General features: G+C 63.4%; 24 protein-coding genes, 1 tRNA gene and 1 pseudogene. 13 read left to right on the top strand and 13 right to left on the bottom strand.

What is annotated here, in order from left to right; all coding sequences use genetic code 11:
* Positions 1-109: 109 nt before the first annotated feature.
* From CDN36_RS19805 to CDN36_RS19795, 3 genes are all read right to left on the bottom strand, one after another.
* The gene (locus CDN36_RS19805; RefSeq protein ID WP_287497686.1) at positions 110-685 is read right to left on the bottom strand and encodes a TetR/AcrR family transcriptional regulator; all 576 of its coding nucleotides are present in this window, start codon (positions 683-685) and stop codon (positions 110-112) included.
* An 83-nt stretch (positions 686-768) separates the two neighbouring features.
* Complete coding sequence (locus CDN36_RS19800) at positions 769-1458, bottom strand: glutathione S-transferase (protein ID WP_287497685.1); 690 nt, start codon at positions 1456-1458, stop codon at positions 769-771.
* A gap of 503 nt (positions 1459-1961) precedes the next feature.
* Complete coding sequence (locus tag CDN36_RS19795) at positions 1962-2855, bottom strand: LysR family transcriptional regulator (RefSeq protein ID WP_287497684.1); 894 nt, start codon at positions 2853-2855, stop codon at positions 1962-1964.
* A gap of 103 nt (positions 2856-2958) precedes the next feature.
* On the opposite strand from CDN36_RS19795, the gene CDN36_RS19790 reads away from it, so the two are divergent.
* Genes CDN36_RS19790 through leuD form a run of 3 tightly spaced genes read left to right on the top strand, consistent with a single transcriptional unit; the run spans position 2959 to position 5972 of the window.
* Positions 2959-3837, top strand: a complete 879-nt coding sequence (locus tag CDN36_RS19790; protein WP_062737774.1) for an alpha/beta fold hydrolase — start codon at positions 2959-2961, stop codon at positions 3835-3837.
* An 18-nt stretch (positions 3838-3855) separates the two neighbouring features.
* A complete protein-coding gene (gene leuC, locus CDN36_RS19785; protein ID WP_043223483.1) occupies positions 3856-5274 on the top strand; it encodes a 3-isopropylmalate dehydratase large subunit in 1419 nt (472 codons plus the stop codon).
* Entirely contained in the window at positions 5271-5972 is a 702-nt protein-coding gene (leuD, locus tag CDN36_RS19780; protein WP_223850484.1) for a 3-isopropylmalate dehydratase small subunit, read from the top strand. Before leuC ends, leuD begins: the two co-directional genes overlap by 4 nt.
* A 102-nt stretch (positions 5973-6074) precedes the next feature.
* Here leuD and CDN36_RS19775 read toward each other — a convergent pair whose 3' ends face one another.
* Positions 6075-6860, bottom strand: a complete 786-nt coding sequence (locus CDN36_RS19775; RefSeq protein ID WP_287497683.1) for an AraC family transcriptional regulator — start codon at positions 6858-6860, stop codon at positions 6075-6077.
* 106 nt (positions 6861-6966) lie between these two features.
* Here CDN36_RS19775 and CDN36_RS19770 point away from each other — a divergent pair, with 106 nt between their 5' ends.
* The 7 genes and pseudogenes from CDN36_RS19770 (at position 6967) to CDN36_RS19740 (ending at position 13045) form a co-directional block, all read left to right on the top strand.
* Positions 6967-7770, top strand: coding sequence for a sulfite exporter TauE/SafE family protein (locus CDN36_RS19770; protein ID WP_027350552.1), 804 nt, complete (start codon positions 6967-6969; stop codon positions 7768-7770).
* 130 nt (positions 7771-7900) lie between these two features.
* Positions 7901-8053, top strand: a pseudogene (locus CDN36_RS19765) (type I methionyl aminopeptidase); the annotation flags it as partial.
* Positions 8054-8370: 317 nt separating this feature from the next.
* Positions 8371-8808, top strand: a complete 438-nt coding sequence (locus CDN36_RS19760; RefSeq protein ID WP_032958302.1) for a TIGR03757 family integrating conjugative element protein — start codon at positions 8371-8373, stop codon at positions 8806-8808.
* A complete protein-coding gene (locus tag CDN36_RS19755) occupies positions 8805-9755 on the top strand; it encodes a TIGR03756 family integrating conjugative element protein (RefSeq protein WP_086071293.1) in 951 nt (316 codons plus the stop codon). The genes CDN36_RS19760 and CDN36_RS19755 overlap by 4 nt, the downstream gene beginning before the upstream one ends.
* 11 nt (positions 9756-9766) lie before the next feature.
* Entirely contained in the window at positions 9767-11161 is a 1395-nt protein-coding gene (locus CDN36_RS19750) for an integrating conjugative element protein (protein WP_043223424.1), read from the top strand.
* Complete coding sequence (locus tag CDN36_RS19745; protein ID WP_287497682.1) at positions 11158-11508, top strand: hypothetical protein; 351 nt, start codon at positions 11158-11160, stop codon at positions 11506-11508. Before CDN36_RS19750 ends, CDN36_RS19745 begins: the two co-directional genes overlap by 4 nt.
* Positions 11509-11521: 13 nt before the next feature.
* Positions 11522-13045, top strand: a complete 1524-nt coding sequence (locus tag CDN36_RS19740; RefSeq protein WP_287497681.1) for a conjugal transfer protein TraG N-terminal domain-containing protein — start codon at positions 11522-11524, stop codon at positions 13043-13045.
* Positions 13046-13059: 14 nt separating this feature from the next.
* Here the strand turns inward: CDN36_RS19740 and CDN36_RS19735 are convergent, their stop codons facing one another.
* The 3 genes from CDN36_RS19735 to CDN36_RS19725 are packed head-to-tail and all read right to left on the bottom strand — an operon-like array spanning position 13060 to position 14119.
* The gene (locus CDN36_RS19735; RefSeq protein WP_180215338.1) at positions 13060-13431 is read right to left on the bottom strand and encodes a DUF3742 family protein; all 372 of its coding nucleotides are present in this window, start codon (positions 13429-13431) and stop codon (positions 13060-13062) included.
* Positions 13432-13487: 56 nt separating this feature from the next.
* Positions 13488-13901: a putative toxin-antitoxin system toxin component, PIN family gene (locus CDN36_RS19730; RefSeq protein WP_043223416.1), complete on the bottom strand. Its 414-nt coding sequence runs from the start codon at positions 13899-13901 to the stop codon at positions 13488-13490.
* Positions 13901-14119 (bottom strand): AbrB/MazE/SpoVT family DNA-binding domain-containing protein, encoded by a 219-nt coding sequence (locus CDN36_RS19725; RefSeq protein WP_006489017.1) that lies wholly within the window; start codon positions 14117-14119, stop codon positions 13901-13903. Before CDN36_RS19725 ends, CDN36_RS19730 begins: the two co-directional genes overlap by 1 nt.
* A gap of 333 nt (positions 14120-14452) precedes the next feature.
* Between CDN36_RS19725 and mobH the strand changes: the two genes are divergently transcribed.
* Positions 14453-16249 (top strand): MobH family relaxase, encoded by a 1797-nt coding sequence (mobH, locus tag CDN36_RS19720; RefSeq protein ID WP_043223415.1) that lies wholly within the window; start codon positions 14453-14455, stop codon positions 16247-16249.
* Positions 16250-16314: 65 nt separating this feature from the next.
* On the opposite strand, the gene CDN36_RS19715 is transcribed toward mobH, so the two are convergent.
* The 4 genes from CDN36_RS19715 to CDN36_RS19700 all read right to left on the bottom strand — a co-directional run bounded on the left by CDN36_RS19715 (position 16315) and on the right by CDN36_RS19700 (position 18619).
* Positions 16315-16833 (bottom strand): class I SAM-dependent methyltransferase, encoded by a 519-nt coding sequence (locus CDN36_RS19715; protein WP_006489022.1) that lies wholly within the window; start codon positions 16831-16833, stop codon positions 16315-16317.
* Entirely contained in the window at positions 16830-17753 is a 924-nt protein-coding gene (locus tag CDN36_RS19710) for an NAD(P)/FAD-dependent oxidoreductase (protein WP_006489015.1), read from the bottom strand. Before CDN36_RS19710 ends, CDN36_RS19715 begins: the two co-directional genes overlap by 4 nt.
* Positions 17750-18199 carry an Rrf2 family transcriptional regulator gene (locus CDN36_RS19705; RefSeq protein WP_009618094.1) on the bottom strand — a complete coding sequence of 150 codons (450 nt, stop codon included), beginning with the start codon at positions 18197-18199 and terminating at the stop codon, positions 17750-17752. Before CDN36_RS19705 ends, CDN36_RS19710 begins: the two co-directional genes overlap by 4 nt.
* A 120-nt stretch (positions 18200-18319) precedes the next feature.
* Positions 18320-18619 carry a helix-turn-helix domain-containing protein gene (locus CDN36_RS19700; protein WP_009618091.1) on the bottom strand — a complete coding sequence of 100 codons (300 nt, stop codon included), beginning with the start codon at positions 18617-18619 and terminating at the stop codon, positions 18320-18322.
* A gap of 104 nt (positions 18620-18723) precedes the next feature.
* On the opposite strand from CDN36_RS19700, the gene CDN36_RS19695 reads away from it, so the two are divergent.
* The gene (locus tag CDN36_RS19695) at positions 18724-19347 is read left to right on the top strand and encodes a LysR family substrate-binding domain-containing protein (RefSeq protein ID WP_287497680.1); all 624 of its coding nucleotides are present in this window, start codon (positions 18724-18726) and stop codon (positions 19345-19347) included.
* A gap of 27 nt (positions 19348-19374) precedes the next feature.
* On the opposite strand, the gene CDN36_RS19690 is transcribed toward CDN36_RS19695, so the two are convergent.
* Complete coding sequence (locus CDN36_RS19690) at positions 19375-21300, bottom strand: tyrosine-type recombinase/integrase (RefSeq protein WP_043223412.1); 1926 nt, start codon at positions 21298-21300, stop codon at positions 19375-19377.
* Positions 21301-21539: 239 nt separating this feature from the next.
* Positions 21540-21613 (bottom strand) — tRNA-Gly (locus CDN36_RS19685).
* Positions 21614-21927: 314 nt separating this feature from the next.
* Between CDN36_RS19685 and CDN36_RS19680 the strand changes: the two genes are divergently transcribed.
* Positions 21928-22095, top strand: coding sequence for a hypothetical protein (locus CDN36_RS19680; RefSeq protein ID WP_287497679.1), 168 nt, complete (start codon positions 21928-21930; stop codon positions 22093-22095).
* Positions 22096-22170: the final 75 nt, after the last annotated feature.

Below are 22170 nucleotides of genomic sequence, written 5' to 3'. Positions count from 1 at the left end.
AGCCCTGAGAATGCCGGGCGTTGGACGCGCCCCAAACTTAGCGTGGCGGTTGCCTTGCTCAAACAGCAGTCGAGCGCTTGTCTTCGTGGTGCGTCCGCTGGCCTCGCCTCTATGCCGGCAGAAGCCCGGTTGCCCTGTAGCTCGTGATCAACGTATCGAAAAGACTTAAGTCGGAACGCCCACGTGCCATCAGCTGCGCTCCTGTGATTGCAGCATAGATGGCCTGCGCGCGTTCTTTCGCGATGTTCGGATTGACAATCCCGGCGCTCGCCAAAACCTTAGCCAGCCATGTGATATGCACATCAGAGAATGTTCGAACTTCTTGCCTCACATTCTCGGGAAGGTCATCGTATTCAGCCGTCATGAAACTGCACAGGCAGATGCGGTTGTCGTTCTCCAGCGCCTTCCTGAACATATCGGGATATTTGCGCAAGCAATCTGTGGGGTCCGGAAGCCGATTCAACAGTTCTTCCAATTGCGTCGACGAATTTTCCCAGTATCGCCTGGCAACTGCAGCAGCGAGAGCCGCCTTGCTCGGGAAATGATGGTAAAGACTTGCAGGTTTGACACCGACTTCTTCGGCCAAGCGGCGAACGCTCAAGCCACCGTAACCGTGCGCCTGGGCGATTCGTGTTGCAATGGACAAGATCTTGTCACTGGAGTTCGTGTTTCTCTGACTCTCCACGGCTGTCGCCCTCGACTTGTGTAATGACGCTCCACTGCGGTATCTTGTCTTGCGACCGTCTGGTTACGAGTACGTCGAACGGCCTACCTGCGAGCAAATGCGGGTTGGCTCTTTACGCTGGGGCGCATTTTCATCCTTTCGTACCATGCCAAGAGCGCCGTGCATTCGGCGGGTACCGCCAAGTCGACGATATCAGCGAATATCAGTCCGGCGATGACCGTAATGTCGGCCATGGAGAACGCGTCGCCGGCAACATAAGCTCGCTTGCGAAGCACATCGTCGAAATAATGCATGCCACGCAAGGCCTTGTCGCGCTGCCTGAGTCCCCATTCCCTGTTCTGGTATTGCTCCACCAGTGGCCCCAAACCCGGCGTTCCATGGTGGAAGTAAACACTGATGGCGTCAAGCAGCTCCAGTTCGGCGCGCTTGCTCATCATGTGAATCATTCCCCTCTCGAACGCTGTGGAGCCCGTCAAAACCGGACCGCCGACAAGCGCATCGAGATACTCCGTGATGGCGGTGCACTCGGCAATGCACGCTCCATCCGCAAGCTCAAGCACCGGAACCGTTCCGGAGTAGTTTTTATCCGAGATGAACCTGGGATCCTTGTGCTCCCCCTTGCGGAGATCAACCATCACGAACTCCACGCGTGACTGGAGGTTTTTTTCTGCTAGGGCGATCCGGACACGCGTCGGGTAAGGGCCCCGAGGGAAATCGTAGATCTTCAGCGGAAATCCCGCCTCACCATCGACTGGTCCTGCAACCGCACTCATTCGAGACTCTCCATGTGGTGAATTCGTATCGGTCAACAACCGATAACGATCCGAGAATACCTAACGACCGTTAGTTAGAATGCTATTCCGTAGCAATGGCGATGTCAACTGCATCGCCGTCGCACCTGCCGGTCAAGCCATGCAATCGTTTGCGCTCCCCAACGACACCTCATTCGCCTCCGACCGCTGGGTTGCATTCATGCGTGACCAAGCGCGCCGGGATGAGGTTCGTCAACGAGATTGTGCGCATCACAAATGAAGCACTGAAGTCCGCTGCCGCGGCTGTTGCTGGACTCTGGCGGCGCAACCTCGGCGAGGGCTCAAGCGCGATCTCGCCCAGCGCAGTCTGCTGCCGGGGATGGTGGAATCGGCGTTGTTGATGGGGCATTGCAACAGTGCCGATGTGTGATCCGCCTGGCATCGGCCTCTCGAGTGCGTGATCGCCTTTGGCGTCACGATGACTCCTCCCCTGGAAATGCTTATTGCTGCCTTTTGATGGCGTTTCAACTCGTCGCCAAGTATTTTGCCGTGAAGTCAAGAAACGCGCGCACTTTGGCGGACGACACCTCGCTGCGTTCCAGGTAGGTCGCGTAGATGTCGGCGTTGGGTAGCTTCCAATCCCTCAGCAATGGAATCAGTTCGCCCCGGGCCAGGTAGGGTGCGATTTCCCACGCTGAGCGGATGGCGATGCCATGGCCGTCCAGCGTCCAGCGCAGCACGGCGTTGCCATCGTTGCTCGATAGCACATTGTCGACTTTGACCGTCTCGGTGGACTTTCCGCGGCGGAAATGCCAAGCGCCGTAGGCCGCATCGTTTTCCCGAACGACCAAGCAGGCGTGACGCACCAAGTCGTGCGGAACGTTCGGCTTACCGTTCCGGGCAACATAGGCCGGCGAAGCGCATACAAGACGGTGATTGCGCAGCAACAACCTTGCATTGATCCGGGCGCTGGGAGGATCGCCGAAGCGGATGCCGATGTCATAACCGTGTTCGCGCAGGTTCAAGGGCTGGTCGGTCAATTGCAGTTGCACCCGTATGGCGGGATAGCGGGCAACGAACGCCGAAATGGCCGGTGCCACCCGCGCACGACCGAAACCGTATGAGGCATTGACACGGAGCAGTCCGGCCGGTTCGGCATGGCCGCGGATCAGCACTTGCTCAAGTTCCTGCAATTCCCCGAGCAGGCGTGATCCCTCGGCCAGGTAGCGTTCGCCCTCCGGCGTGAGTGTCAGGCGTCGTGTCGTGCGATGGGTCAGGCGCACGCCGAGCCGCTTTTCCAAATGCGCCAGGCGCTTGCTGACCGCTGGCGGGGTGACGCCAAGTTCGCGCGCGGCCGCAGCCAAGCTGCGATGGCGCGCCACCAGGGTGAAAAGGCGGATGTCGGAGAACTCGGACATGATGCTCCAATTCGTTCTTATAAGTTATTAATTGGATAAATATAATTCAATAACGCCGTTCTGATGCAGGAATAGAATGGCCGTCGGAACATGGAGGCAAGGGATGTTCGAAGGCTTTTCCGACGTATCCGCCACGGTCGATGGCATCAAGATTCATGCGTTGATGGCCGGCACCGGGCCGGCGCTGCTTCTGCTGCATGGACACCCTCAGACACACGCGATCTGGCACAAGGTGGCTCCGACGCTGGCGCGGCAATTCACGGTTGTCGTTGCGGACCTGCGCGGCTATGGCGACAGCGGGAAGCCGCCAGGCGAGCCAGACCACGCCAACTATGCCAAGCGTCGGATGGCCTTGGACCAAGTGCGATTAATGCAGGCGCTGGGCCTGCCGACGTTCGCGGTGATCGGTCATGACCGGGGTGGTCGGGTCGCGGCGCGGATGGCGCTGGATCATCCAGATGTGGTATCCCGCCTGGTCACGCTGGATGTGGCACCCACGCTGGCGATGTACCAGCAGACCTCATTCGAATTCGCGCACGCCTACTGGCACTGGTTCTTCCTCGTGCGACCGTCGCCTTTCCCAGAGACGTTGATCCGGGCCGACCCGGATCTCTACCTGAAGCAGACCATGGGAGCCCGCAGTGCCGGCCTGAAGCCTTTCGCGCCGGAGGCCTATGCTGCCTATCTGCGTTGCCTGTCCGATCCGGCAACCGCACATGGCATCTGCGAGGACTACCGTGCCTCGGTAGGTATCGACCTCGAACACGATCAGGCCGATCTTGCCGCGGGCAAGCAGATCCAATGTCCCTTCCTGGCATTGTGGGGACGCGATGGCGTGATCGAACGGTGCTTCGACCCTCTGGCCGAGTGGCGCCGCTGGAATCCCGGCGTAAAGGGTATGGCGCTGCCCTGCGGCCACTACATCCCGGAGGAAGCACCCGAGGTGTTGCTCGATCACGTCCTCGCCTTCCTGCCTTCATGAATGTCCTCGAGCCTGCCCATGCCAGCGACGACGCTTTACCGAAAACTGGTCGATTCGCACACCGTCGAACGCCTGGATGTCGACAACGTGCTGCTATATGTCGACCTGCACATCATGAACGAATACACCAGCCCACAAGCTTTTGCAGGACTGGCGCAACGTGGATTGCGGGTGCGGCGCCCACACCAGCAAATGGGCGTGGTCGATCACGTCATCCCCACGCGCCCGGTGCCGATCGCGGCGCGTACGATCGACATCGCCCCCGCCGCACGGCAAGCGGCGAACTTTGCCGCCAACTGTGCTGAGCAGGGGATCGAGCTGTTCGACGTGCGTGATCCGATGCAAGGAATCGAGCATGTCGTCGCGCCGGAACTTGGCCTGATCCGTCCCGGCATGGTCGTATTATGCGGCGACAGCCATACCACGACCTACGGTGCCCTCGGGGCACTCGGGTTCGGGATCGGCACGTCGGAAGTGGAGCATGTGCTTGCCACGCAGACTCTGGTGTACCGCGTGGCCAAGGACATGCGAATCCAAGTCGATGGTCGACTGCCTCTGGGGACGACGTCCAAGGACCTGATCTTGCACATCATCGCCAAGATCGGAGCACAAGGCGCGCGTGGCTATGCGGTCGAGTATGTCGGCGAAGCTATCGCCGCACTGTCCGCCGAGGCGCGCATGACCTTGTGCAACATGACCGTGGAAGCCGGTGCCCGCGCGGCGCTGATCGCGCCTGACGCGATCACATCCGACTACGTGTCCGAGCGGATCTGCGATATGGACGACGCTGCGCTGGCGGCCGCGCACACGGCATGGAAGCAACTCCGCACGGACGCATCGGCGCGTTTCGATGCCGAGCATCGCTTCGATGCTTCCGAGGTCGCCCCCTATGTCACCTGGGGGACCAGTCCCGACCAGGCGCTGCCGGTGAATGGCACCGTGCCGCCATTGAGCGACGCCTCGGGTGATATCGAGAAGGCAACTTGGCACAAGGCGCTGGATTACATCGGCTTGGCGCCTGGCACGCCGATCGAAGGTATTCCGATCGACCGCGTGTTCATCGGTTCGTGTACGAATGCCCGCATCGAGGACCTGCGCGAGGTGGCGCGGGTGGTGCAGGGGCGCAAGGTTGCACCAAGCGTGCGGGCGATGGTGGTGCCTGGCTCCGGGCTGGTCCGTGACCAGGCCGAACGCGAAGGGATCGCGCAGGTGCTGGTCGAGGCAGGGTTCGAATGGCGACAGCCGGGCTGTTCGATGTGCCTGGCGATGAACGACGACGTACTCGCGCCGGGCGAGCGTTGCGCCTCTACGACCAACCGCAACTTCGAGGGTCGGCAGGGCCGGGGCAGCCGCACGCATCTGATGAGTCCGGCCATGGCTGCCGCTGCCGCAATCGCCGGACGCATCGTCGACATTCGCAAGGAGTTCCGTGCATGAGCGAAACGCACCGTATCACAGGCGTGGCGGCGCCATTGCCAATCGGCAACCTGGACACCGACCAGATCATGCCCAAGCAGTTCCTGCTGGGGATCGACAAGAGCGGATTGGCAGACGGACTGCTGCATGACCTGCGTTTCGACACCGAAGGGCGGCTTCGCCCGGACTTCGTGCTCAACCGTCCGGAATATCGCGGCGCGCGCATTCTGTTGGGCGGGGCGAACTTCGGCTGCGGATCGAGCCGGGAGCACGCGGTATGGGGATTGCAGCAGGCCGGGTTCGATGCTGTCGTCGCGCCGAGTTACGGAGAGATCTTCTATTTCAATGCGATGAACAATCGCCTGCTGCTTGTCACCTTGCCGCCGGAGCAGGTCCAGGCGTTGATGGACAGCGTGGCGCATGGCCAGGAAAAGCGCCTGACCATCGACGTGGAGAAGCAAATCGTTTCCACGCCGCAGGGCGATGAATATCCCTTCGATTTGCAACCCAGGCAGAAGCGGATGCTGGTCGATGGCTTGGACATGATCGGCATGACCTTGCGCGATGCAGCAGCCATCGACCGGTTCGAAGCTGAGCATTGGCAGGTACGTCCCTGGTGCCGTGTCGATATCGCCAGGACGCGGGCAAGAAAACGCGGTGCGGGCTTGAATTCCGTACGCAGCCAAGGACAGGCCTTGTCCTCCGAAAAGGAAAGGTAGCGATGAACATGGCGATCATGGGGAACGGATGGTTAACGTTCAGCCACTGCCTGCTTGCGGCGGCTGGGCGATGTGTATTTCACGACAGGGACACGGAACCCCCTACCGAGATGCGGCCGTGTCGGATTCGCTGATGAAGTTCATCGGCGTCTTGCCGAGCCGCCGTTTGAACATGGTGGAAAACGCGCTGGGGCTGTCGTAGCCCAGATCCAGCGCCACCTGCGTGACGGACTGCCCAGCCGATAGCCGGGGCAGCGCCGCCAGCAGGCAGGCTTGCTGCCGCCATGCCCCGAAACTCATGCCCGTCTGCTGGTGAAAGAACCGGGTGAAAGTGCGCAGGCCCTTGTGCAGCCGTTGCGCCCACATCTGCGGCGTGGCCTGGATGCTGGGCGACTTCAGGAACGCCTTGCACAGCCGTGCAAGCTGGCGGTCTTGGGGGATCGGCGCGAACAGGGGCATCGTCTGCGTCTGGCGCACTTCGTGCAGCAGCAACTGCGCCAGCGCACCGTCGCGCCCGTCCTCGTCGTACAGCGCGGGCATGTCCGCCGAGGCCAGCAGCAACTGGTGCAGCAGAGGGGAGATGACCAGCGCCTCGCAGTGATCTGCCGGGCGCGGCGCGGCAGCCGGCTCGATGTAGAGGCTGCGCGTACTCACACCCTGCATCCGCACGCGGTGGGGTTTGCCGGCGGGAATCCACACGCCGCTGTACGGTGGAATGGCCCATGCGCCATCGTCCGTTTCCACTTCCATCACCCCGCTCATGCCGTACAGCACCTGGGCGCGCCGGTGCGTATGGGTGTCGAGCAAGGTGCCCGGCGGGTAATCGGTGCCGATGGCCAGCACGGGGCGCGCCACGGCATCCACGGAGTCCAGCGGTATGTTGCGCATGGCAATGGATGGCCTAAACAAAAGAATTATTGACCAATCAGCGAGAGACAGCCAATTCGGCGCACCCTATCGTGAAGTTTCGTCCTCTCACGATGCGGTTTCCGCCATGTACTTCCTGCTTTTGTTCTTTGGTTTCCTCGCCGGGATAACGACCGTGCTGTTCGGCTTCGGCGGTGGCTTCGTCGTCGTGCCCGTGCTGTATTCCGTGCTCCTGGCTACGCATGGCGGCAGCGCCGTGGGCGACGCCGCCATGCACGTGGCCGTTGCCACGTCCACCTGCGTGATGATCTTCGGTGCGGGGCTGGCGACGATGCGCCATCACAAAGCTGGCACGGTGCCGTGGGATCAGGTGCGCCCGCTACTGGGCTACATCGCCGTGGGCGCAATACCGGGCGCGGCTGCCGCATTGGCATTGAGCGGGGACTGGGTACGCTGGGCCTTCATCTTCTACCTGGGGTTGACGATCCTCGACAGCATCCTGCGGCCGGGCTTCACCCAGGAAACGGCTGCGCGGATTCGTCCATGGGGACGGTGGATGACCGCTGCCGCAGGCACGGCGATTGGTGCGATCGCCGCCTTCCTGGGCGTGGGCGGCAGCGTGATGACCGTGCCGCTGATGCGCCGCCGCGGCGCCAGCATGACCGCTGCGACAGCAGCGGCCAACCCACTGTCGCTGCCAATGGCCGTGGTCGGCTCGGCGACTTATGCGCTGCTGGCGTGGAACGATGCACCGCTGGGTGCATGGCACGCGGGTTACATCGACTTGCGCGCTTGCGCGGTCTTGGCGGTTGGTTCATGGCTGGGTATCCGGGCCACATCGAGGTGGATTGGCCGGATTCCCGATACCATTCACGCCAAGGCATACATCACGCTGCTGTGCGTCGTTCTGCTGGTGATGCTGGTGGCTTAGTCTTCTCTGCCTCTAGCTGTGATCTCTCAGTAGGTTGTTCATCCGGGGCTCCTGGGGGCTGGTTTGGCTTCGTAACCCCCATCTTCCAGAGATGCCCCGGATGAACAACCTACTGAGAGATCACAACTAGTCCACAATGCAGGTCAACGATCTGATCGTTGGCCTCATCGCCCACGAGCTCAAAGCGTTCCCGGCCAGCAAAGGGCAGTACGGGTACGTCTATGCGCTCAACGCCTCCCGCGACCATGTGGTCTGCCGCGGCATTCCTTCCGCCGAGGACATCCAGTAGGACTGGGGACATCGTCTAGGCTCAAGTCGCAACAACCAGATACGTGGCCGTTGTCATCGCCGATATCAATCTCGGCCAGCAATCAAGCCACATCGGCGTCCGATGTGAACAGCTTGGGCCACGGGGCCGGATCGGCCCATACCCATCCACTGCACACAGTCAGCTCATGGCACGCGCGTAGGTCCGGATCAGCGAGTCGGGGCAGACAAGGATGGTGAAAACGGGGCGAGGTGGTCTCCGCTTTGTTTGTCGCGTCGAGGACTGGTTTCGGTTCGACTGCCACCGGATTGGCTTCCCTCCGGTGTTGTCCCATGGACTCTTGCGCTGTTCCTCATGCCGCTCGCGCTCGCCCAGCATGGATTGCTACGGCCATCGCCATTCTGGCGTTGGCCACTCGCGCCGCCGCTTCGGAAGTCTGGGTCGTTACCGACTCGCATCATCCGGTCCTTGGCCAGGCTGACCGACACCTCATCCTGGACGCGGCCGCGGTGCTCGAAGCGGAGCTGGCCGACAACCTGCCCACCGATCCTGAGCGCGCCAGCGCCATCGTCCAGCAACGCCTGAAATTGGGCGGTACAGACCTGCAGCGAAGGATCGGCACCGCCTACCAGGGTATTGCCGATGCCTGGAGCCTTGGCGTCACCAAGATTCCCGCCATCGTGGTGGATCGCCGATACGTGGTCTATGGCGAGACGGACGTGGCCCGTGCGGTAGCCCGCATCGACCAATACCGGAGAACGCAGCCATGACGAGGCGTCCGTTCGCGCCATCCCGGCGCCAGCGGTTGGCCATCGCAGCGCTGCTGCTGGGGTGTTCCGCATCGTCCTTTGCACTGAACACCGCCACCATCGTGGCCTCCACCCTGTCGCCGGATTGCCTGGAATACCGCGTCACCGGCATCTGCTATTGGCTCTATTGCACCTGGACGGGATGCACCGTACGCACCTCGGTCAAGGTGCGCCACTACATCCCGGATGCAGTGGTGTCGAGCTACTCGAACACCGGCGAGAACCCTTGGGTCGAGGTGCGGGCGATGAGCCTGCCGAACCCGACCGCGAAGGCCGGCGGCGACGGCACCACCAACGAGGATCACGAGAACAACCTGGCGAAGTTCAAGAACGCCGACGTCATCGGCCATCCGGGTGGCTATGTGTTCAGCCAGTTCGCCAGCGCCTCCGGCTACACCTGCGAGGGCGCCGGCACCGCCTTCATGCCCTATCTGCTGAGCACGCTCGACACGCTGGCATGGCGCTACAACATCCCCGAGGCGCTGTATCCGGAAGCACTGATTCCCGGCCGGCGCGAGATCGGCACGCGCACGGCCATGAATCTCTGGGGCAACGTCTATCCGCGTGGCGGCTTCCTGCACCAGGTGGATGACCACAAGGCCGCAGCCGTGGTCGCCCAGCGCGCGGGTGACATCGTGACGCGCCGCAACCAGATCCACGTCTACCAACCGCTGCTCGCCAGTTCGCGCGATGGCTACTGGCCGGCCGGCGCCCTGATGGAAACCGATGCCGCCACGGGCAAGTGGCAGGAGCTGACCCCCACGCTGTCCAGCAGTTGCGCGGTATTCCCCCACGGCAATGCCAAGGTGCAGGCCCGGCAAGGCGACTACGCCTGGGCATTGTGGCGTCCCTATAGCTGCTGCCAGCGCCGCGGCCAGGTGTTCCTCGGCAGCGTCGATTTCCTGTGAGGCCCGATGCCATGACGACTCCACCGCCGAGCGCCCGTCGATTTCTTTGCGTCGCATTGGCCGTTGCAGCAATGTGCTGCTCCGGCGCCGGGGCGCAGACCAGCGTCAACGAGTACGGCGTCCAGCATCAGGGCAGCGTGATCGGCGACGACGTGCTCTACAGCATTGGGGGCGGCCGCGCGGTATCCATGAGCGGTGCGGCCAACATGCACTCCATCGGTGTTGGCGTCGGCTGGAACAGCAACCTGATCTGTGGCGACATGAGCATCACCACCACGCTGCAGAACCAGTTGAACGGCATCACCAACGGCTTCCAGGCCATCATGTCCTCGGTGATCCAGAACGCCACCGCTGCCGTGGCGTCGCTGCCCGCGCTGATCATCCAGCGCGCCGATCCAGGGCTGTATAACCTGCTGACCAATGGGGTGCTGCAAGCCAGGCTGGATTTCGATCGCAGCAAGCTGACCTGCCGTGCCATCGCCAACCGCATGGCCGACATGGCGGGTGGGCAGCTCGGCTGGGGCCAACTCGCCGAAGGCATGGCGCTGAAGCAGGCCGTCGCGAGCACCGATGCGGTCTCGGCCATCGACGACGCCGAGGCGAACCGTGGCAACAATGGCGTACCGTGGGTCGGCGGAGACAACGCCGGCGGCGCGGGCCAACGTCCGGTGCGCGTGGTCGGCGACGTGACCCGCGCCGGCTACAACCTGCTCAATGGCCGTGGCGTCGGCGATGCCAGTTCGATTCCGCAAGCCAGTTGCGGCGGCAACATGGCCTGCCAGACCTGGAGTTCGCCCGATGCCGCCGCGGCCTGGGCCGTTCGCGTGCTGGGCGAGCAGGAACAGCGCACCTGCGATGCATGCACCAAGACCGTCACCACGCCGGGCGTTGGCCTGACCCCGCTGATCCAGGAGGAATACGAGGACAAGCTGCAGGCCCTGCAGGAGTTGGTCGCCGGCAGCCGTCCAACCACGGCGCAGAACCTGCAGGCTGCGGGCAGCGCGTCGCTGCCCATCACCCGTGGCGTGATCGAGGCGCTGCGCGACGAGACGGACCAGGACATCCTGGCTCGGCGCCTGGCCTCGGAGGTTGCGCTGGCCAGCGTGCTGGAGAAGGCGCTGCTGCTGCAACGCACGCTGCTGACCGGGCGCAAGGAGCCCAACGTGGCCGCCAACGAACTGGCCCAGAAGGCCGTCACCCACGAAAGCGACATCCTCGATCGCGAGATTCACAACCTGAAGGCAGAGCTGGAGCTGCGCCGCGAACTGGCCAGCAACTCGCCGATGGCGATCATCCAGCGCCACAGCACCCGCGCCGCCGGTGCGCGTGGCATCTACGAGGGCGACCCGGTACGCAATCGGGTCGATGAATTGCAGCGGCCGCCGTCCGGCGGAAGCCATCCATGAGTGCCGCAGGGCGGTGCCCGCGCTGGCTGTCCAGCCGGCGTGCCATCCGGGTACTGGTGTGGGCGGTGTCGCTGCTGATCGCCGCGATCGCCGTCAATGTGGTCGGCATCCGCATCGCGGGCAGCATCGAGGGCTGGCAGCGCTGGATGGCGGCGCAATCCGGGGCCTTCCTGGTCTGGCGGTTGTTGCTCTACGCCATCACTGCCTGGGGTTGGCTCTGGATGCGCCGTCGCCTGCGCACGCGGGAACCGGAGCGCGCTGCCGGGCAGCGACTGCTGCGCGCGGAGGTTGCGGCCATCGTCGCCGTGATCGCGCTGGAAGCCAGCCTGCTGATGCAGGCACGGTAGCGCGAGGTTCGCCATGACGCTGTTCACCACCGACTACCTGGAGTACTACCTGACACTGGTGTCCTGGGTAGTCCACAACGGCATCTGGTCGGTGCTGGTCGCCAGCGGCATGTTCGCCGTCCCGTTCCTGGCGATCGTCATCCAGGAATGGTTGAAGGCCCGCGCGGAAGGCGCGGACGAAGGCAACAAGGGCGTGCTGTCCTCGGCTCGCATCGAGAACCGCGTCTTCGTCGCCATCGTGGTGATCATGTTCGCGGGCATCCCCTTCATCGATGTCGATTTCAACACCATCAAGTACGACCGTTCGCGTTCGACCCAATGCCAAGTAAATGTCCCAGAGCCGACCGATACGGGCTGGTCGCAATCGTTCAGCACGATCAACAACCAGTCGGCCAAGGTGCCGGTGTGGTGGTTCGCCATGCACGCGATCTCGCGTGCGATCACCGGTGCTTCGGTCGCGGCCATTCCCTGCGGCACCGACCTGCGGCAGATCCGCATGGACATCGACGCGACCCGCATCGACGACCCGATGCTGGCCCAGGAGATCAGCGACTTCACCCGCGACTGCTATGGCCCCGCCCGCGCCAAGCTGTTCATGACCCGGCCCAGCCTGAGCGAGGAGCAGATGCACGACGTCACCTGGATCGGCTCCAACTACTTCGTCGGCACCGCCGGCTTCTACGACAGCTACCGCTCCAGGACTCCGCGCGATGCCTGGCCGTTCGACGCCACGCGCGACGCCGGCCTGGCCCAGGTGCCCGGCGGGGGCGGCTACCCGACCTGCCGGCAGTGGTGGTCCGACGGCGGCCACGGCCTGCGGGTAAGACTGCTGGCTCAGGTCGATCCCAGCCTGCTGACGCGACTGGCCGGCTGGGCGGGCTTCCTGAGCCAGGCCGAGGTCAACGACTCGGTGATCCGCGCCGTCGCCAGCCCTCGCCAGCAGAAACTCAACCAGGGGGCGGTCTACACGGACTACGGTGGCCAGATCGACATGACGCTGCCCAACATCGTCACCCGCGCCGCCAGTGACGTGGGGCTGACCGTCGGATCACTGGGCTATTTCCCGGCGATGGACGTGGTGCGGCAGGCGCTGCCGATGGTGCTGTCCCTGCTCAAGATGGCGCTGGTCATCTGCATCCCGCTGGTGATGCTGACCGGCACCTATGACCTCAAGACCGTGGTCACGGTGAGCGTGGTGCAGTTCGCGCTGTTCTTCACCGAATTCTGGTTTCAGCTCGCCCGCTGGATCGACTCGACGATCCTCGATGCACTCTACGGCTGGGGGTGGGGCTGGAACCGGCCGCACACGAACTTCGATCCGCTGGTGGGCCTCAACAACACCTTCGGAGACATGCTGCTGAACTTCGTGATGGCCACGATGTTTTTGATCTTGCCCACGTTCTGGGTGGCGGCATTGGCCTGGGCTGGTATCCGTGCAGGCAACGTGCTTCAAGGATTGAGTACTGGCACGCGGGATGCCGGACAAGCCGGTGGCAGGGGCGGCGGCTTGATGATCGGTGCGGCCAAGCAGAAATAGCTCCAACCGCCGGTTCAATCGTCTTCGAATCGTGGATCTGGGTCATCGCTGTAGTTGATGGGGTCGTAGGCAAGGCTTTCGCGATGATCCAGCTCTTCGGCCTTGCGTCCGAGGAAATCATCGTCGCCTTGCGGCGCTTGCTCCGCCATCCTGGCTGCCACGACGAGAGCGACCGGCAACAGCGCCGCCCAGACCGCGATGTACAGCAACACCCCAAGGGTCGCCAGCTTGACCCCCCAGATCAGCACCGCTACACCGCCCGCCGGCAGTCCTTGCGCCATCAGCCATCGATGCACCCGACGCTCCGCGCGCAGCCAACCGCGCCATACGCCGCCCAGCCAGCGGCCGAGTCGCGCTGCGATGGTCATGCCTGCGGTGTGCTTCATGGTTGGCTACCTCATGGTCGTTCCACGGTCGTTGGGCATGGCGGTGCCGGTCTCCTTCATGCCTGCCGCGCCGCGAATGCTTCGGCGCTCATGATCAAGCCGGGAAAGTCCTCTCGCATGGCGAGAATGTCCGCATCGCCGGTGATCAACGCATCCGCCTTGCCGACATGCGCGAGCACCAGGAACACCTGGTCCTTGTCGTCGCGGCAGGCCGGCAGGTCGGGCCATGGCATCGGCAGTTCCACCACATCGGCGTAGGGCAGGAAGTCCGCCAGCAGTTCCTGCTGTTCCAACGTCGACAACTTGAACTTGGGATAGGCCAGGACGCGCAGGAGTTCACTGGCCGTCTCCCGGCAGACCAGCGGCTGCAACTGCTGGTGCTGCCAGGCGTGGCGTATCCAGGCCAGGCGTCCAGCATTGAAGATCAGCGCCGACAGCACGATGTTGGTGTCGAGGACGACCCTGCGCATCAGCGCCGCGCCCAGGCCACGGCATCCTCGACGTCCTGCTCGGTGATCCCGAGTTGCTCCAGCTTCTCGCGCACGGCCTGGGCCTTCTGGACCCGCACGGGGGTCAGGACGATCCGACCGCCCTCGACGGTCACGTCGAAGTACTCCGCCGCATCCACGCCGGACACGGCCGCCTTGGGCAGCGTGATCTGATTTTTCGAAGTGAGCTTGGCAAGCATGGGAGGCCTCCGTAAGTTTCAAAGGAAATCTTACTTCCTTACTTCATTCTCGACAAGCATGCCTTCGGGTGCAGGGGTTTCAGGGCCTGCCGTGCTTCCAGCGCCGGTTGAAACTGCCTGATCCAGTGAAAACACAGTGCCTGTTCCGATCCCGATCCTGGAGCGCACCGGCTCCGCATTGATTGCGGCACACGAAGCCGACTGCCCCTATATCAAAGGGCTTGTCGAAGGCCAAAGGGCTGGGGATGGAGCAAGGGAATGGCCTCAAGGGGAAAGGCCCTACCCGAAAAGGCCAAAAGGCTCCTCCGGCCAGCCCGTCACCAGGATGTCGCCATGCTTTCGCTGTTCCAGCGCAAACGGGTGCCGCCGGCCACCGCCGCCGCGCCGCCTCCCGCCGAGCCTGCCAAAGGGTTGACCCGGCCGCAGTCGGCCGCAGCGCTGCTGGCAGAGCCGCGCCGGCAGCGGCTGCTGGAACACATCTGGCAGCGCACCTCGCTGTCGCGTCGGCAGTTCCGCTCGCTGTACCTGGCGCCGCTGGAACGCTACGCCGAGCTGGTCCAGCAGTTCCCGGCCTCGGAGGCGCATCACCATGCCTGGCCGGGCGGCATGCTGGACCACGGCCTGGAGATCGTGGCCTACGCGCTCAAGCTGAGGCAGTCCCACTTGCTCCCGGCCGGCGCCTCGCCCGAGGCCCAGGCCGCGCAAGCCGAGGCCTGGACCGCCGGGACCGCCTACGCCGCGTTGCTGCACGACATTGGCAAGATCGCGGTCGATCTGCACGTCGAGCAGGCCGATGGCCTGGTCTGGCACCCCTGGCACGGGCCGCTGCGCCAGCCGTACCGCTTTCGTTACCGGACGGATCGCGAGTACCGGCTGCATGGCGCCGCCACGGGGCTGCTCTACACCCGTGTGCTCGATGCCGGCATCCTCGACTGGCTGAGCGACTACCAGGACCTGTGGTCGGCGCTGCTGTACGTGCTGGCGGGCCAATACGAGCATGCCGGCACGCTGGGCGAACTGGTCATCAAGGCCGACCAGGCATCGGTGGCCCTGGCGCTCGGCGGTGATCCGGCCAGGGCCATGGCGGCGCCGAAGCATGCGCTGCAGCGCAAGCTGCTCGATGGCCTGCGCTACCTGCTGCGCGAGGAATTCAAGCTGAACCAGCCCGGCGGCCCGTCGGATGGATGGCTGACCCAGGACGCACTCTGGCTCGTCAGCAAGACGGTCAGCGACAAGCTGCGCGCGCACCTCCTGTCGCAGGGCATCGAAGGCATTCCATCGAACAACACTGCCGTCTTCACGGTGCTCCAGGACCATGGCATCGTGCAGCCCGCCCCGGATGGGAAGGCGATCTGGCGGGCGACCGTCACGAGCGGCACAGGCTGGTCGCACAGCTTTACCTTCCTGCGCCTGTCGCCGGCCTTGATCTGGGAGTCGGGAGAGCGTCCCACATCGTTCGCTGGCACGGTCACGACGGAAGAGCCCCTCCCTGGCGAAGATGACGCGTCGACCCCCTCCGGTATCCCGGCCACCTCACCGTCCCCTGGGGTAGCGGATTGCCCGGCAGGGATCGCGGACCCGGTCTCCGATCTGCTGTCGATGCTCGATGCGTCCGACGCAGCCACCACCAGTGCATCGTCCGCCAGCGCGGAACCGCCATCACCATCCACCGCCGCACCTGCGACAGTGACCCATTTGGCGCCGACCAGTCCTGCCACCATGCCGGCTCCCGCGAAGGCCACGCCGTTCGGGGAAGCCTTCATCGCCTGGCTCAGGCAAGGCATCGAGTCGCGCAAGCTCATCATCAACGACGCGAAGGCACTGGTGCATACCGTCGATGGCACGGCGTACCTGGTCAGCCCCGGTGTTTTCCAGCGCTACGCGCAGGAACATCCGGAGATCCAGGTGCTGGCCCGGCAGGACAATCTGCACGACTGGCAATGGGTGCAGAAGCGCTTCGAGAAGCTGGGACTGCACCGCAAACAGGACAGCGGCCTGAACATCTGGACCTGCGAAGTCACCGGGCCGCGCAAGTCGCGGCGGTTGCACGGCTATCTGTTGATGGCGCCTTCGGCATTGTTCGCGGAAGTCCCGCCGGACAACCCCTACCTATCCTTGGCGCACGGCTAGGAGCCTCCTCGCCACACACGGGCAGCGCACCAGCCGACCCTATGTCTTGCATCGTCGATACCCCTTCATGCTCGATGGGCGACCCAACCCTTGAAGGTGAACGCGCAATAGAAAAGGTCGATGTCCGTGAATCCAGCCTCGCGGAGCAGATCGACATCCTGCGCGGGCGAAAGCACGGGCAGCCGTTCCTTGATCGCCGCGATGCTGCCTTCGGCTTGACGCACTGGTACGCCGGAAGCAGCCGCAAACGCCGCATTGCGCGAGAGCCATCTGTCCCTGACGGGATCGTCGCCGGGAAAACTGTGATGCGTGACGACAAGGGACGCACCGGGCTTGAGTCGCAGGTGTATTTGCTGCAGCGTCTTCAGCCGCTCGGCTGGCGGCAGGAAATGCAGTGTCAGCAGGCAGGTCGCGCCATCGAAGGGCCCCTTGGGGGCGCTGTCGATATAGATGCGCGCGTCGGCCGGCGCGCGTTCGGCCAGCAGCACGCCCGCCATCCGGTGCAGGTCGCGCAGGCCCGGCACGATCCTCGCGGTTCTTTCCGCATAACCCGATACCGCCGTCGGGTCGGAGAACGACGTCATCGAGCGCGGCCTTCCGCTTGCGCTGGCTCGATCGTCTCGGGCCAAAGCAGTGATCGGTGAATCTGGGCGCCGGTCATGGCACCGTTGCCCACGGCCAGCGACACCGAATGCGGTGCCCGCGCGACATCGCCGCAGGCAAAGATCCCAGGCACCGAGGTCTTGCTCTCGGCATCCGTGCGGATCTGGATGCCCATGGGCGTTTCTTCCAGTGCACAGCCGATTGTCCTGGCCAAAGGGTCGGAGGGAACGGTTCGCGTTGCAACAAACAGGCCCGCAAAGCTCAGTCGCCTTCCGTCCACCAATGTCACGTCGGCATGCCCCTCGATTTTGTCGATGCGCGCCTCTTCGATGACCACGCCTCGGCGTTCCAAAGTGGACCTGATTTCCTCATTGAGTTCCAATGCACCGTTGACGAACAAGGTGACATCCCCCCAATCCGTGAGCAGTTCAGCCTGATGGATGGACATCGGGCTGGCACCGACGATGCCGATGCGGCCTTGTCCAAGTTCATAGCCATGGCAGTACGGGCAGTGAAAAACCGTCTTCCCCCAGCGTTGCGCGAGCCCGTCGATGGCTGGAAGCTGGTCGGTCACCCCCGTCGCCAACAGAATGCGTCGCCCCAGGTGCGACTCGCCATCAGCCGTCGTGACGGTGAATTCATCCGCCTGCCCGGCGACAGCTTCCACCCGACCTTCAAGCCAGGTCAGCGTTGGATAGGCTTGAAGCTGGCGGCGTGCGTTTGCAGCGATTTCACCTGGCGGCACACCATCCTGACCGAGAAATCCGTGTGAATGGCTGGCGAAGCGGTTGCGCCGCTGGCCCGCATCGATCACCAGCACTGACCTGCGTGCGCGCACCAGTTGCAGGGTCGCGGCCATTCCTGAGTAGCTTCCGCCGACGACGATCACATCGTGATTCATGATTGATTCCTTGAATGTCGTAAAGCCGCATGCCGGCGTGCGAAGTCAGAGGCCAGATCGGCAAGGGTGATTTCCGAGAACCGCTTCAGCAGCAGCGCCTCGGCTTCGGCAAACGTGCCTTCGAGTGCCGCATTGACCGTCTGCTCGACCAGACACTCCGGTGTCTCGTTGCGGTTGCCGATGGCAAACGTCGCCGGCTCGCCCAGGGCTTCGTGCAACTGACGCAGGGTGACGCTGCCAAGGTCGGCGTGGATACGCCATCCTCCTGAGTGACCTCGTTCGGAGGTGACGATCCCCGCTTGCCGCAGGTATCCCATCGTGCGCCGAACGACGACCGGGTTGGTTCCCAGGCATAGCGCCAAGGTTTCTGAGGTAACGGGTCCATCCTGCTCGGCCATGTGCAGCAGCGCATGCAGGACAGACGAGAGGCGGCTGTCTCTTTTCATGAAACAAATGATGTTACGAAAAAGGTCGCGTGTCAAATGCGAGGTGGCAATGAACGCCTGGCAAGTCACAACCTTGACGTACAAGAACGTTGTTGACGCCTCACCGCCATGACGGCATGGCTATTCGGCGTCGTTCTCTTCCTCGGACAGTTGCGCCTCGGTCGCGGCCATCAGTGCCGCGGCCGAGCACCCCAGCCCCTTCGCGATCCGCAGGATCAACACCAGCGTGGGCATGTGCTCGCCGCGCTCGATCTTGCCCATGTGCGACCGGGCGATGCCCGCCTGTTCCGCGAGCACCTCCTGGGCCAGCCCCTGCGCGGTCCGTGCCTCGCGCACGGCAACGCCGAAAGCGCGCGCTGGCTCGCTTTCATAGGTTCTTGTCCCTGCGGGTCTGCCGCGTTGCACCGATCGCTTCTGCATCAACAGAAGCGTCACGCGCAAAGCGAATCTAAACCACGTTAAACTTATCTCATCGACCGGTCGCGCCCGGTTTTTCCCAGTGTCGGCGTTGTGCAGGTGACACGATGATCGCTCCCGATCCCTTGAACATTGCCCTGTCGGACTGCCTGGCCTATCCCCGGTTGTCGGTGCCGATGGCGGAACATCGCCGGCGCCATCCGGACCACCCCATTCGCCTTCATAAAGAACGCCTGGAGGACCTGCATCGAGGACTGCTCGCGGGGGCTTTCGAGGCGGGCCTCTGCCAGTCGCCCGCAGCCCCTGAAGGCATCGATGTCCGCCCCGTCTGGCGCGATGCGCTGGCACTGGCCGTGTCTGCCCATCACCCCTTGCTGGCCTTCGCGTCAGTGTCCCTGGAGCAGGCCGCCGACCACCCTTGGATCGCCCTGGATGCCCGCGACTGTGTGGGCTACTGCGGGCAGATCGACACGCTGCTGACGGCGGCCGGCGTCTTCCCCTCGGACGTCACGACGGCCACATCGTTCGGGTTGATGATGACCCTGGTGGCCGCCGGCTACGGCGTCTGCCTGGCACCCGCCGCCCGCATCGAGGGCCATCGTTCCCTTGGCGTTGTCCAGCGTCCCTTGCAAGAGGGCGCGCTGACGCTCACCACCTACTTCCTGAGCCGTCGAAATACGGACAGCACCCACCTGGAGCGGTTCTTCCAATCGCTCCAGGCAAGCGCCTGACCGAACTTCGGCGCGACCCTGGCTTGATCAGTCTCCGGGCGTCGCTTCGGCGACATCGGCAGCGACTGCTTCGCGCACCAGCCGCTGCACGCTTTGCCGGACCTGCTCAGGAAACTCGGTCGTCATGACTGGCTCGCTCGCCTGCATGCACTGTGCGGCCACCAGCCGCGCGGCAAGGTGCAGGTTCGTTGGGTTGACGGCTTCGATGGCCGGCCGTGTCCCGAGGGCCTCATATGAGCGCAGGAGAGCGTGGTAGATGTCCCAGGTGTCGATGCCCCGTGGCAGTTGCTTCAGGACGGACTGGACCAGCCTGCGCTTGAGCGGATCGAGCTGCCAGTCTGGCACTCGCTGCCCGCGATGCCCCATGTGGATCGACAGCAGGTTGCCGGCCTGGATCTCGTAGGTGATCCAGCGGCGCGACTTGCCCGCGAGCCTGGCGTAGTCCGCCACCGAGAGGTTGTGCGGCGCCTCGAAGATCTCCAGCACCTGCAGGCGTTCACGCTGCGCGTCCGACAGGCGCGGCCGTGCGTACTCGGGCATGCGCACGGCCGACAGCCGCTGCACCGATGCCGGCGCTTCGGGTTTGTCGGGCGCCGGCGCGGTCACGATCAGCTGCGGCGCGGTGAGGTCGAGCACCGGCGGCTGCACCGTCGCCTGGCCGGCAATGGTCGGCAGGCCCTGAAGCGTGATGGTCAGATGCCGGCTGGCAACCTCGACCTCATTCTGCTCAAACAGGTCCAGGCGATCGGCCCAGTCCTGCATCATGACGCGGCGCTGCTCGACGTATTCGGCATGGTTGTAGGTCGCGCTGATCCTGTCTGGATCGGCATGCGAAAGCTGGGCGTCCACCCATTTCTTCGGGTAGCCGAGTTCGTTCAACGCCGTCGAGATAGTTGCCCGGATGCCGTGCCCCGTGAGTTGGTCCTCGTAGCCCATGCGCTTGAGCGCGGCGTTGAGCGTGTTCTCGCTGATCGGGTTCTTCAGGCACCAGTCGCCGGGAATGAGATGAACCTGGGCCGGCTTGAAGTTGTCGAGCAGGTGGCGAACGATCTCCTGCGCCTGCACCGACAGCGGCACGATGTAGGGCGGGATGTCGATGATGCGCTTGCGCTTCTTCCTGGTGAGCAGCTTTCGCTGCTTGAGCCTGGCCACGGGGATGATCCACAGGCCCCGGTCGAGGTCGAACTGATCGGGCGTGGCGAAGCGCAGTTCGCCAGTGCGCACACCGGTGAGCATCAACAGCCGCAAGCCCAACTGCGTGTTCAGGCGCCCGCGGTACTTGCGCAGCGTCTGCAGCATGGCCGGCAGCTCGTGCATGCGCAGGAACGGGTTGTGTTCGACCGGCGGCAAAGGCAACGCGACCACTTCCAGGTCCCTGGACGGGTTCTCGCCCATGTTGGGGATCGCCACCGTGGCGTAGGTGAACAACTGGGTGAACCAGGTCCGCAGCTTCTCGGCCACCGACAGCGAGCCGCGCTTTTCCACCTTGCCGATGATGTCCAGCAGGTGCGCACGGGTGATCTCGTAGATGGTCAGGTGCCGCAGCGACGGAAACACGTCCTTCTTGAAGACGCGCCCGATCTGCTCCAGGCTGGTCTGCCGTCCTTCCTCCAGCGAGAGACGGCGATGAGCCAACCATTGCTCGTAGACGGCCATGAAGGTGTGTTCGCCGGCCAGGACGATCGCGTGCCGCTTGCGCTTGCGTTCGCTGTGGGGATTGACGCCCTTGGCGAGCAGCGAGCGGGCTTCATCGCGAAGTGCGCGGGCGTCCTTCAGCGAGAGCGCTGGATACGTGCCGAAGGACATGCGGTCGCGCTTGCCGCCCCACGAGAAGCGGAAGTGCCACGCCTTTGCACCGGTGGCTGAAACAAAGAGCGAAAGGCCGTCTGCGTCGGCCAGGGTGTACGGCTTGCCGGTCGCCTTGGCCTGGCGAACCGTGAGGTCCGAAAGCATGATCCCAACTCCTTGAAAGCGAGTTGAGTGCCATGTTTCCCATTGGGCCCCGGCTCCCCCAGCAACAATGCGGAACTGGGAAGCTCCGCATTGCGATGTACCACCTAATGTACCGGTTTTGACCGGCTGTCAGTGGATTTCGCTGGACGTCACTGGATCGAAGATTCCGAAAAAATCGAACCGTGACAATGACTTGCAACACTCCATGGACGTCCTTGGAACACCATGGAAAGCTGAAGTGGAGCGGGCGATGGGAATCGAACCCACGGCTCTAGCTTGGGAAGCTAGGGTATTACCATTATACGACGCCCGCGAAGAGCGCCATTTTACGCGGGGTCGGGGGCGTTTGGCAATCGACGCGTTTTGTCGGTGGGTGCGATTCTGGGGTGAGAGCCTTGGGATCGATTCCCATCGCAGCCGCTTTTGGGGATTCCCTTTGGTCCGATTTCAGACGGTGTTGAGACTTCGTTGAGGTGCCGTTCCATTCAAGCGGTTATATCGATATCGTTCTGAACTTGAAAAAATCTCTTTGCCCGTGCAAGATAATTCACAAAAATATGAGACACGGGGTGAGCGGTGGCAATCTTCAATGTGAATACGTTGGCGCTTGAGGAGATCCAACATGTCATGGATTACCACAAATATTGGCTGTACGACGAAGATGGTGGGCGAGAAAAAAACCCCCATGCCGATCACGTCACAAAGCACTTCCTTAATCTTAAGAATCCGGCAGAGAAGAGCCACCAGAAGTCGATAGACTTCTTTTCGGAAAGGCTATTGATCCGGCCCCTGTGAACTTGTATCAAGCTGCATAGCGAACAGGGCCGTGCTCGAAATACTTGCGAATTCGTTCGGGCTGGCGTTGCACGC

Source organism: Pandoraea sp. CB10b_02, from assembly GCF_002216225.1.
In the GTDB taxonomy this organism is placed as follows: domain Bacteria; phylum Pseudomonadota; class Gammaproteobacteria; order Burkholderiales; family Burkholderiaceae; genus Pandoraea; species Pandoraea nosoerga.
The sequence above is the reverse complement of the archived record's forward strand: the minus strand, read 5'-3'. Positions and strand labels throughout refer to the sequence as shown.

Bases quoted from the DNA above. Each gene is read 5' to 3' on its own strand.
- CDN36_RS19800 (WP_287497685.1), bottom strand. From the start codon at position 1,458: ATGAGTGCGGTTGCAGGACCAGTCGATGGTGAGGCGGGATTTCCGCTG.
- CDN36_RS19795 (WP_287497684.1), bottom strand. From the start codon at position 2,855: ATGTCCGAGTTCTCCGACATCCGCCTTTTCACCCTGGTGGCGCGCCAT.
- CDN36_RS19790 (WP_062737774.1), top strand. From the start codon at position 2,959: ATGTTCGAAGGCTTTTCCGACGTATCCGCCACGGTCGATGGCATCAAG.
- leuC (WP_043223483.1), top strand. From the start codon at position 3,856: ATGCCAGCGACGACGCTTTACCGAAAACTGGTCGATTCGCACACCGTC.
- leuD (WP_223850484.1), top strand. From the start codon at position 5,271: ATGAGCGAAACGCACCGTATCACAGGCGTGGCGGCGCCATTGCCAATC.
- CDN36_RS19775 (WP_287497683.1), bottom strand. From the start codon at position 6,860: ATGCGCAACATACCGCTGGACTCCGTGGATGCCGTGGCGCGCCCCGTG.
- CDN36_RS19770 (WP_027350552.1), top strand. From the start codon at position 6,967: ATGTACTTCCTGCTTTTGTTCTTTGGTTTCCTCGCCGGGATAACGACC.
- CDN36_RS19760 (WP_032958302.1), top strand. From the start codon at position 8,371: ATGGACTCTTGCGCTGTTCCTCATGCCGCTCGCGCTCGCCCAGCATGG.
- CDN36_RS19755 (WP_086071293.1), top strand. From the start codon at position 8,805: ATGACGAGGCGTCCGTTCGCGCCATCCCGGCGCCAGCGGTTGGCCATC.
- CDN36_RS19750 (WP_043223424.1), top strand. From the start codon at position 9,767: ATGACGACTCCACCGCCGAGCGCCCGTCGATTTCTTTGCGTCGCATTG.
- CDN36_RS19745 (WP_287497682.1), top strand. From the start codon at position 11,158: ATGAGTGCCGCAGGGCGGTGCCCGCGCTGGCTGTCCAGCCGGCGTGCC.
- CDN36_RS19740 (WP_287497681.1), top strand. From the start codon at position 11,522: ATGACGCTGTTCACCACCGACTACCTGGAGTACTACCTGACACTGGTG.
- CDN36_RS19735 (WP_180215338.1), bottom strand. From the start codon at position 13,431: ATGAAGCACACCGCAGGCATGACCATCGCAGCGCGACTCGGCCGCTGG.
- CDN36_RS19730 (WP_043223416.1), bottom strand. From the start codon at position 13,901: ATGCGCAGGGTCGTCCTCGACACCAACATCGTGCTGTCGGCGCTGATC.
- CDN36_RS19725 (WP_006489017.1), bottom strand. From the start codon at position 14,119: ATGCTTGCCAAGCTCACTTCGAAAAATCAGATCACGCTGCCCAAGGCG.
- mobH (WP_043223415.1), top strand. From the start codon at position 14,453: ATGCTTTCGCTGTTCCAGCGCAAACGGGTGCCGCCGGCCACCGCCGCC.
- CDN36_RS19715 (WP_006489022.1), bottom strand. From the start codon at position 16,833: ATGACGTCGTTCTCCGACCCGACGGCGGTATCGGGTTATGCGGAAAGA.
- CDN36_RS19710 (WP_006489015.1), bottom strand. From the start codon at position 17,753: ATGAATCACGATGTGATCGTCGTCGGCGGAAGCTACTCAGGAATGGCC.
- CDN36_RS19705 (WP_009618094.1), bottom strand. From the start codon at position 18,199: ATGAAAAGAGACAGCCGCCTCTCGTCTGTCCTGCATGCGCTGCTGCAC.
- CDN36_RS19700 (WP_009618091.1), bottom strand. From the start codon at position 18,619: ATGCAGAAGCGATCGGTGCAACGCGGCAGACCCGCAGGGACAAGAACC.
- CDN36_RS19695 (WP_287497680.1), top strand. From the start codon at position 18,724: ATGATCGCTCCCGATCCCTTGAACATTGCCCTGTCGGACTGCCTGGCC.
- CDN36_RS19690 (WP_043223412.1), bottom strand. From the start codon at position 21,300: ATGCTTTCGGACCTCACGGTTCGCCAGGCCAAGGCGACCGGCAAGCCG.
- CDN36_RS19680 (WP_287497679.1), top strand. From the start codon at position 21,928: ATGGATTACCACAAATATTGGCTGTACGACGAAGATGGTGGGCGAGAA.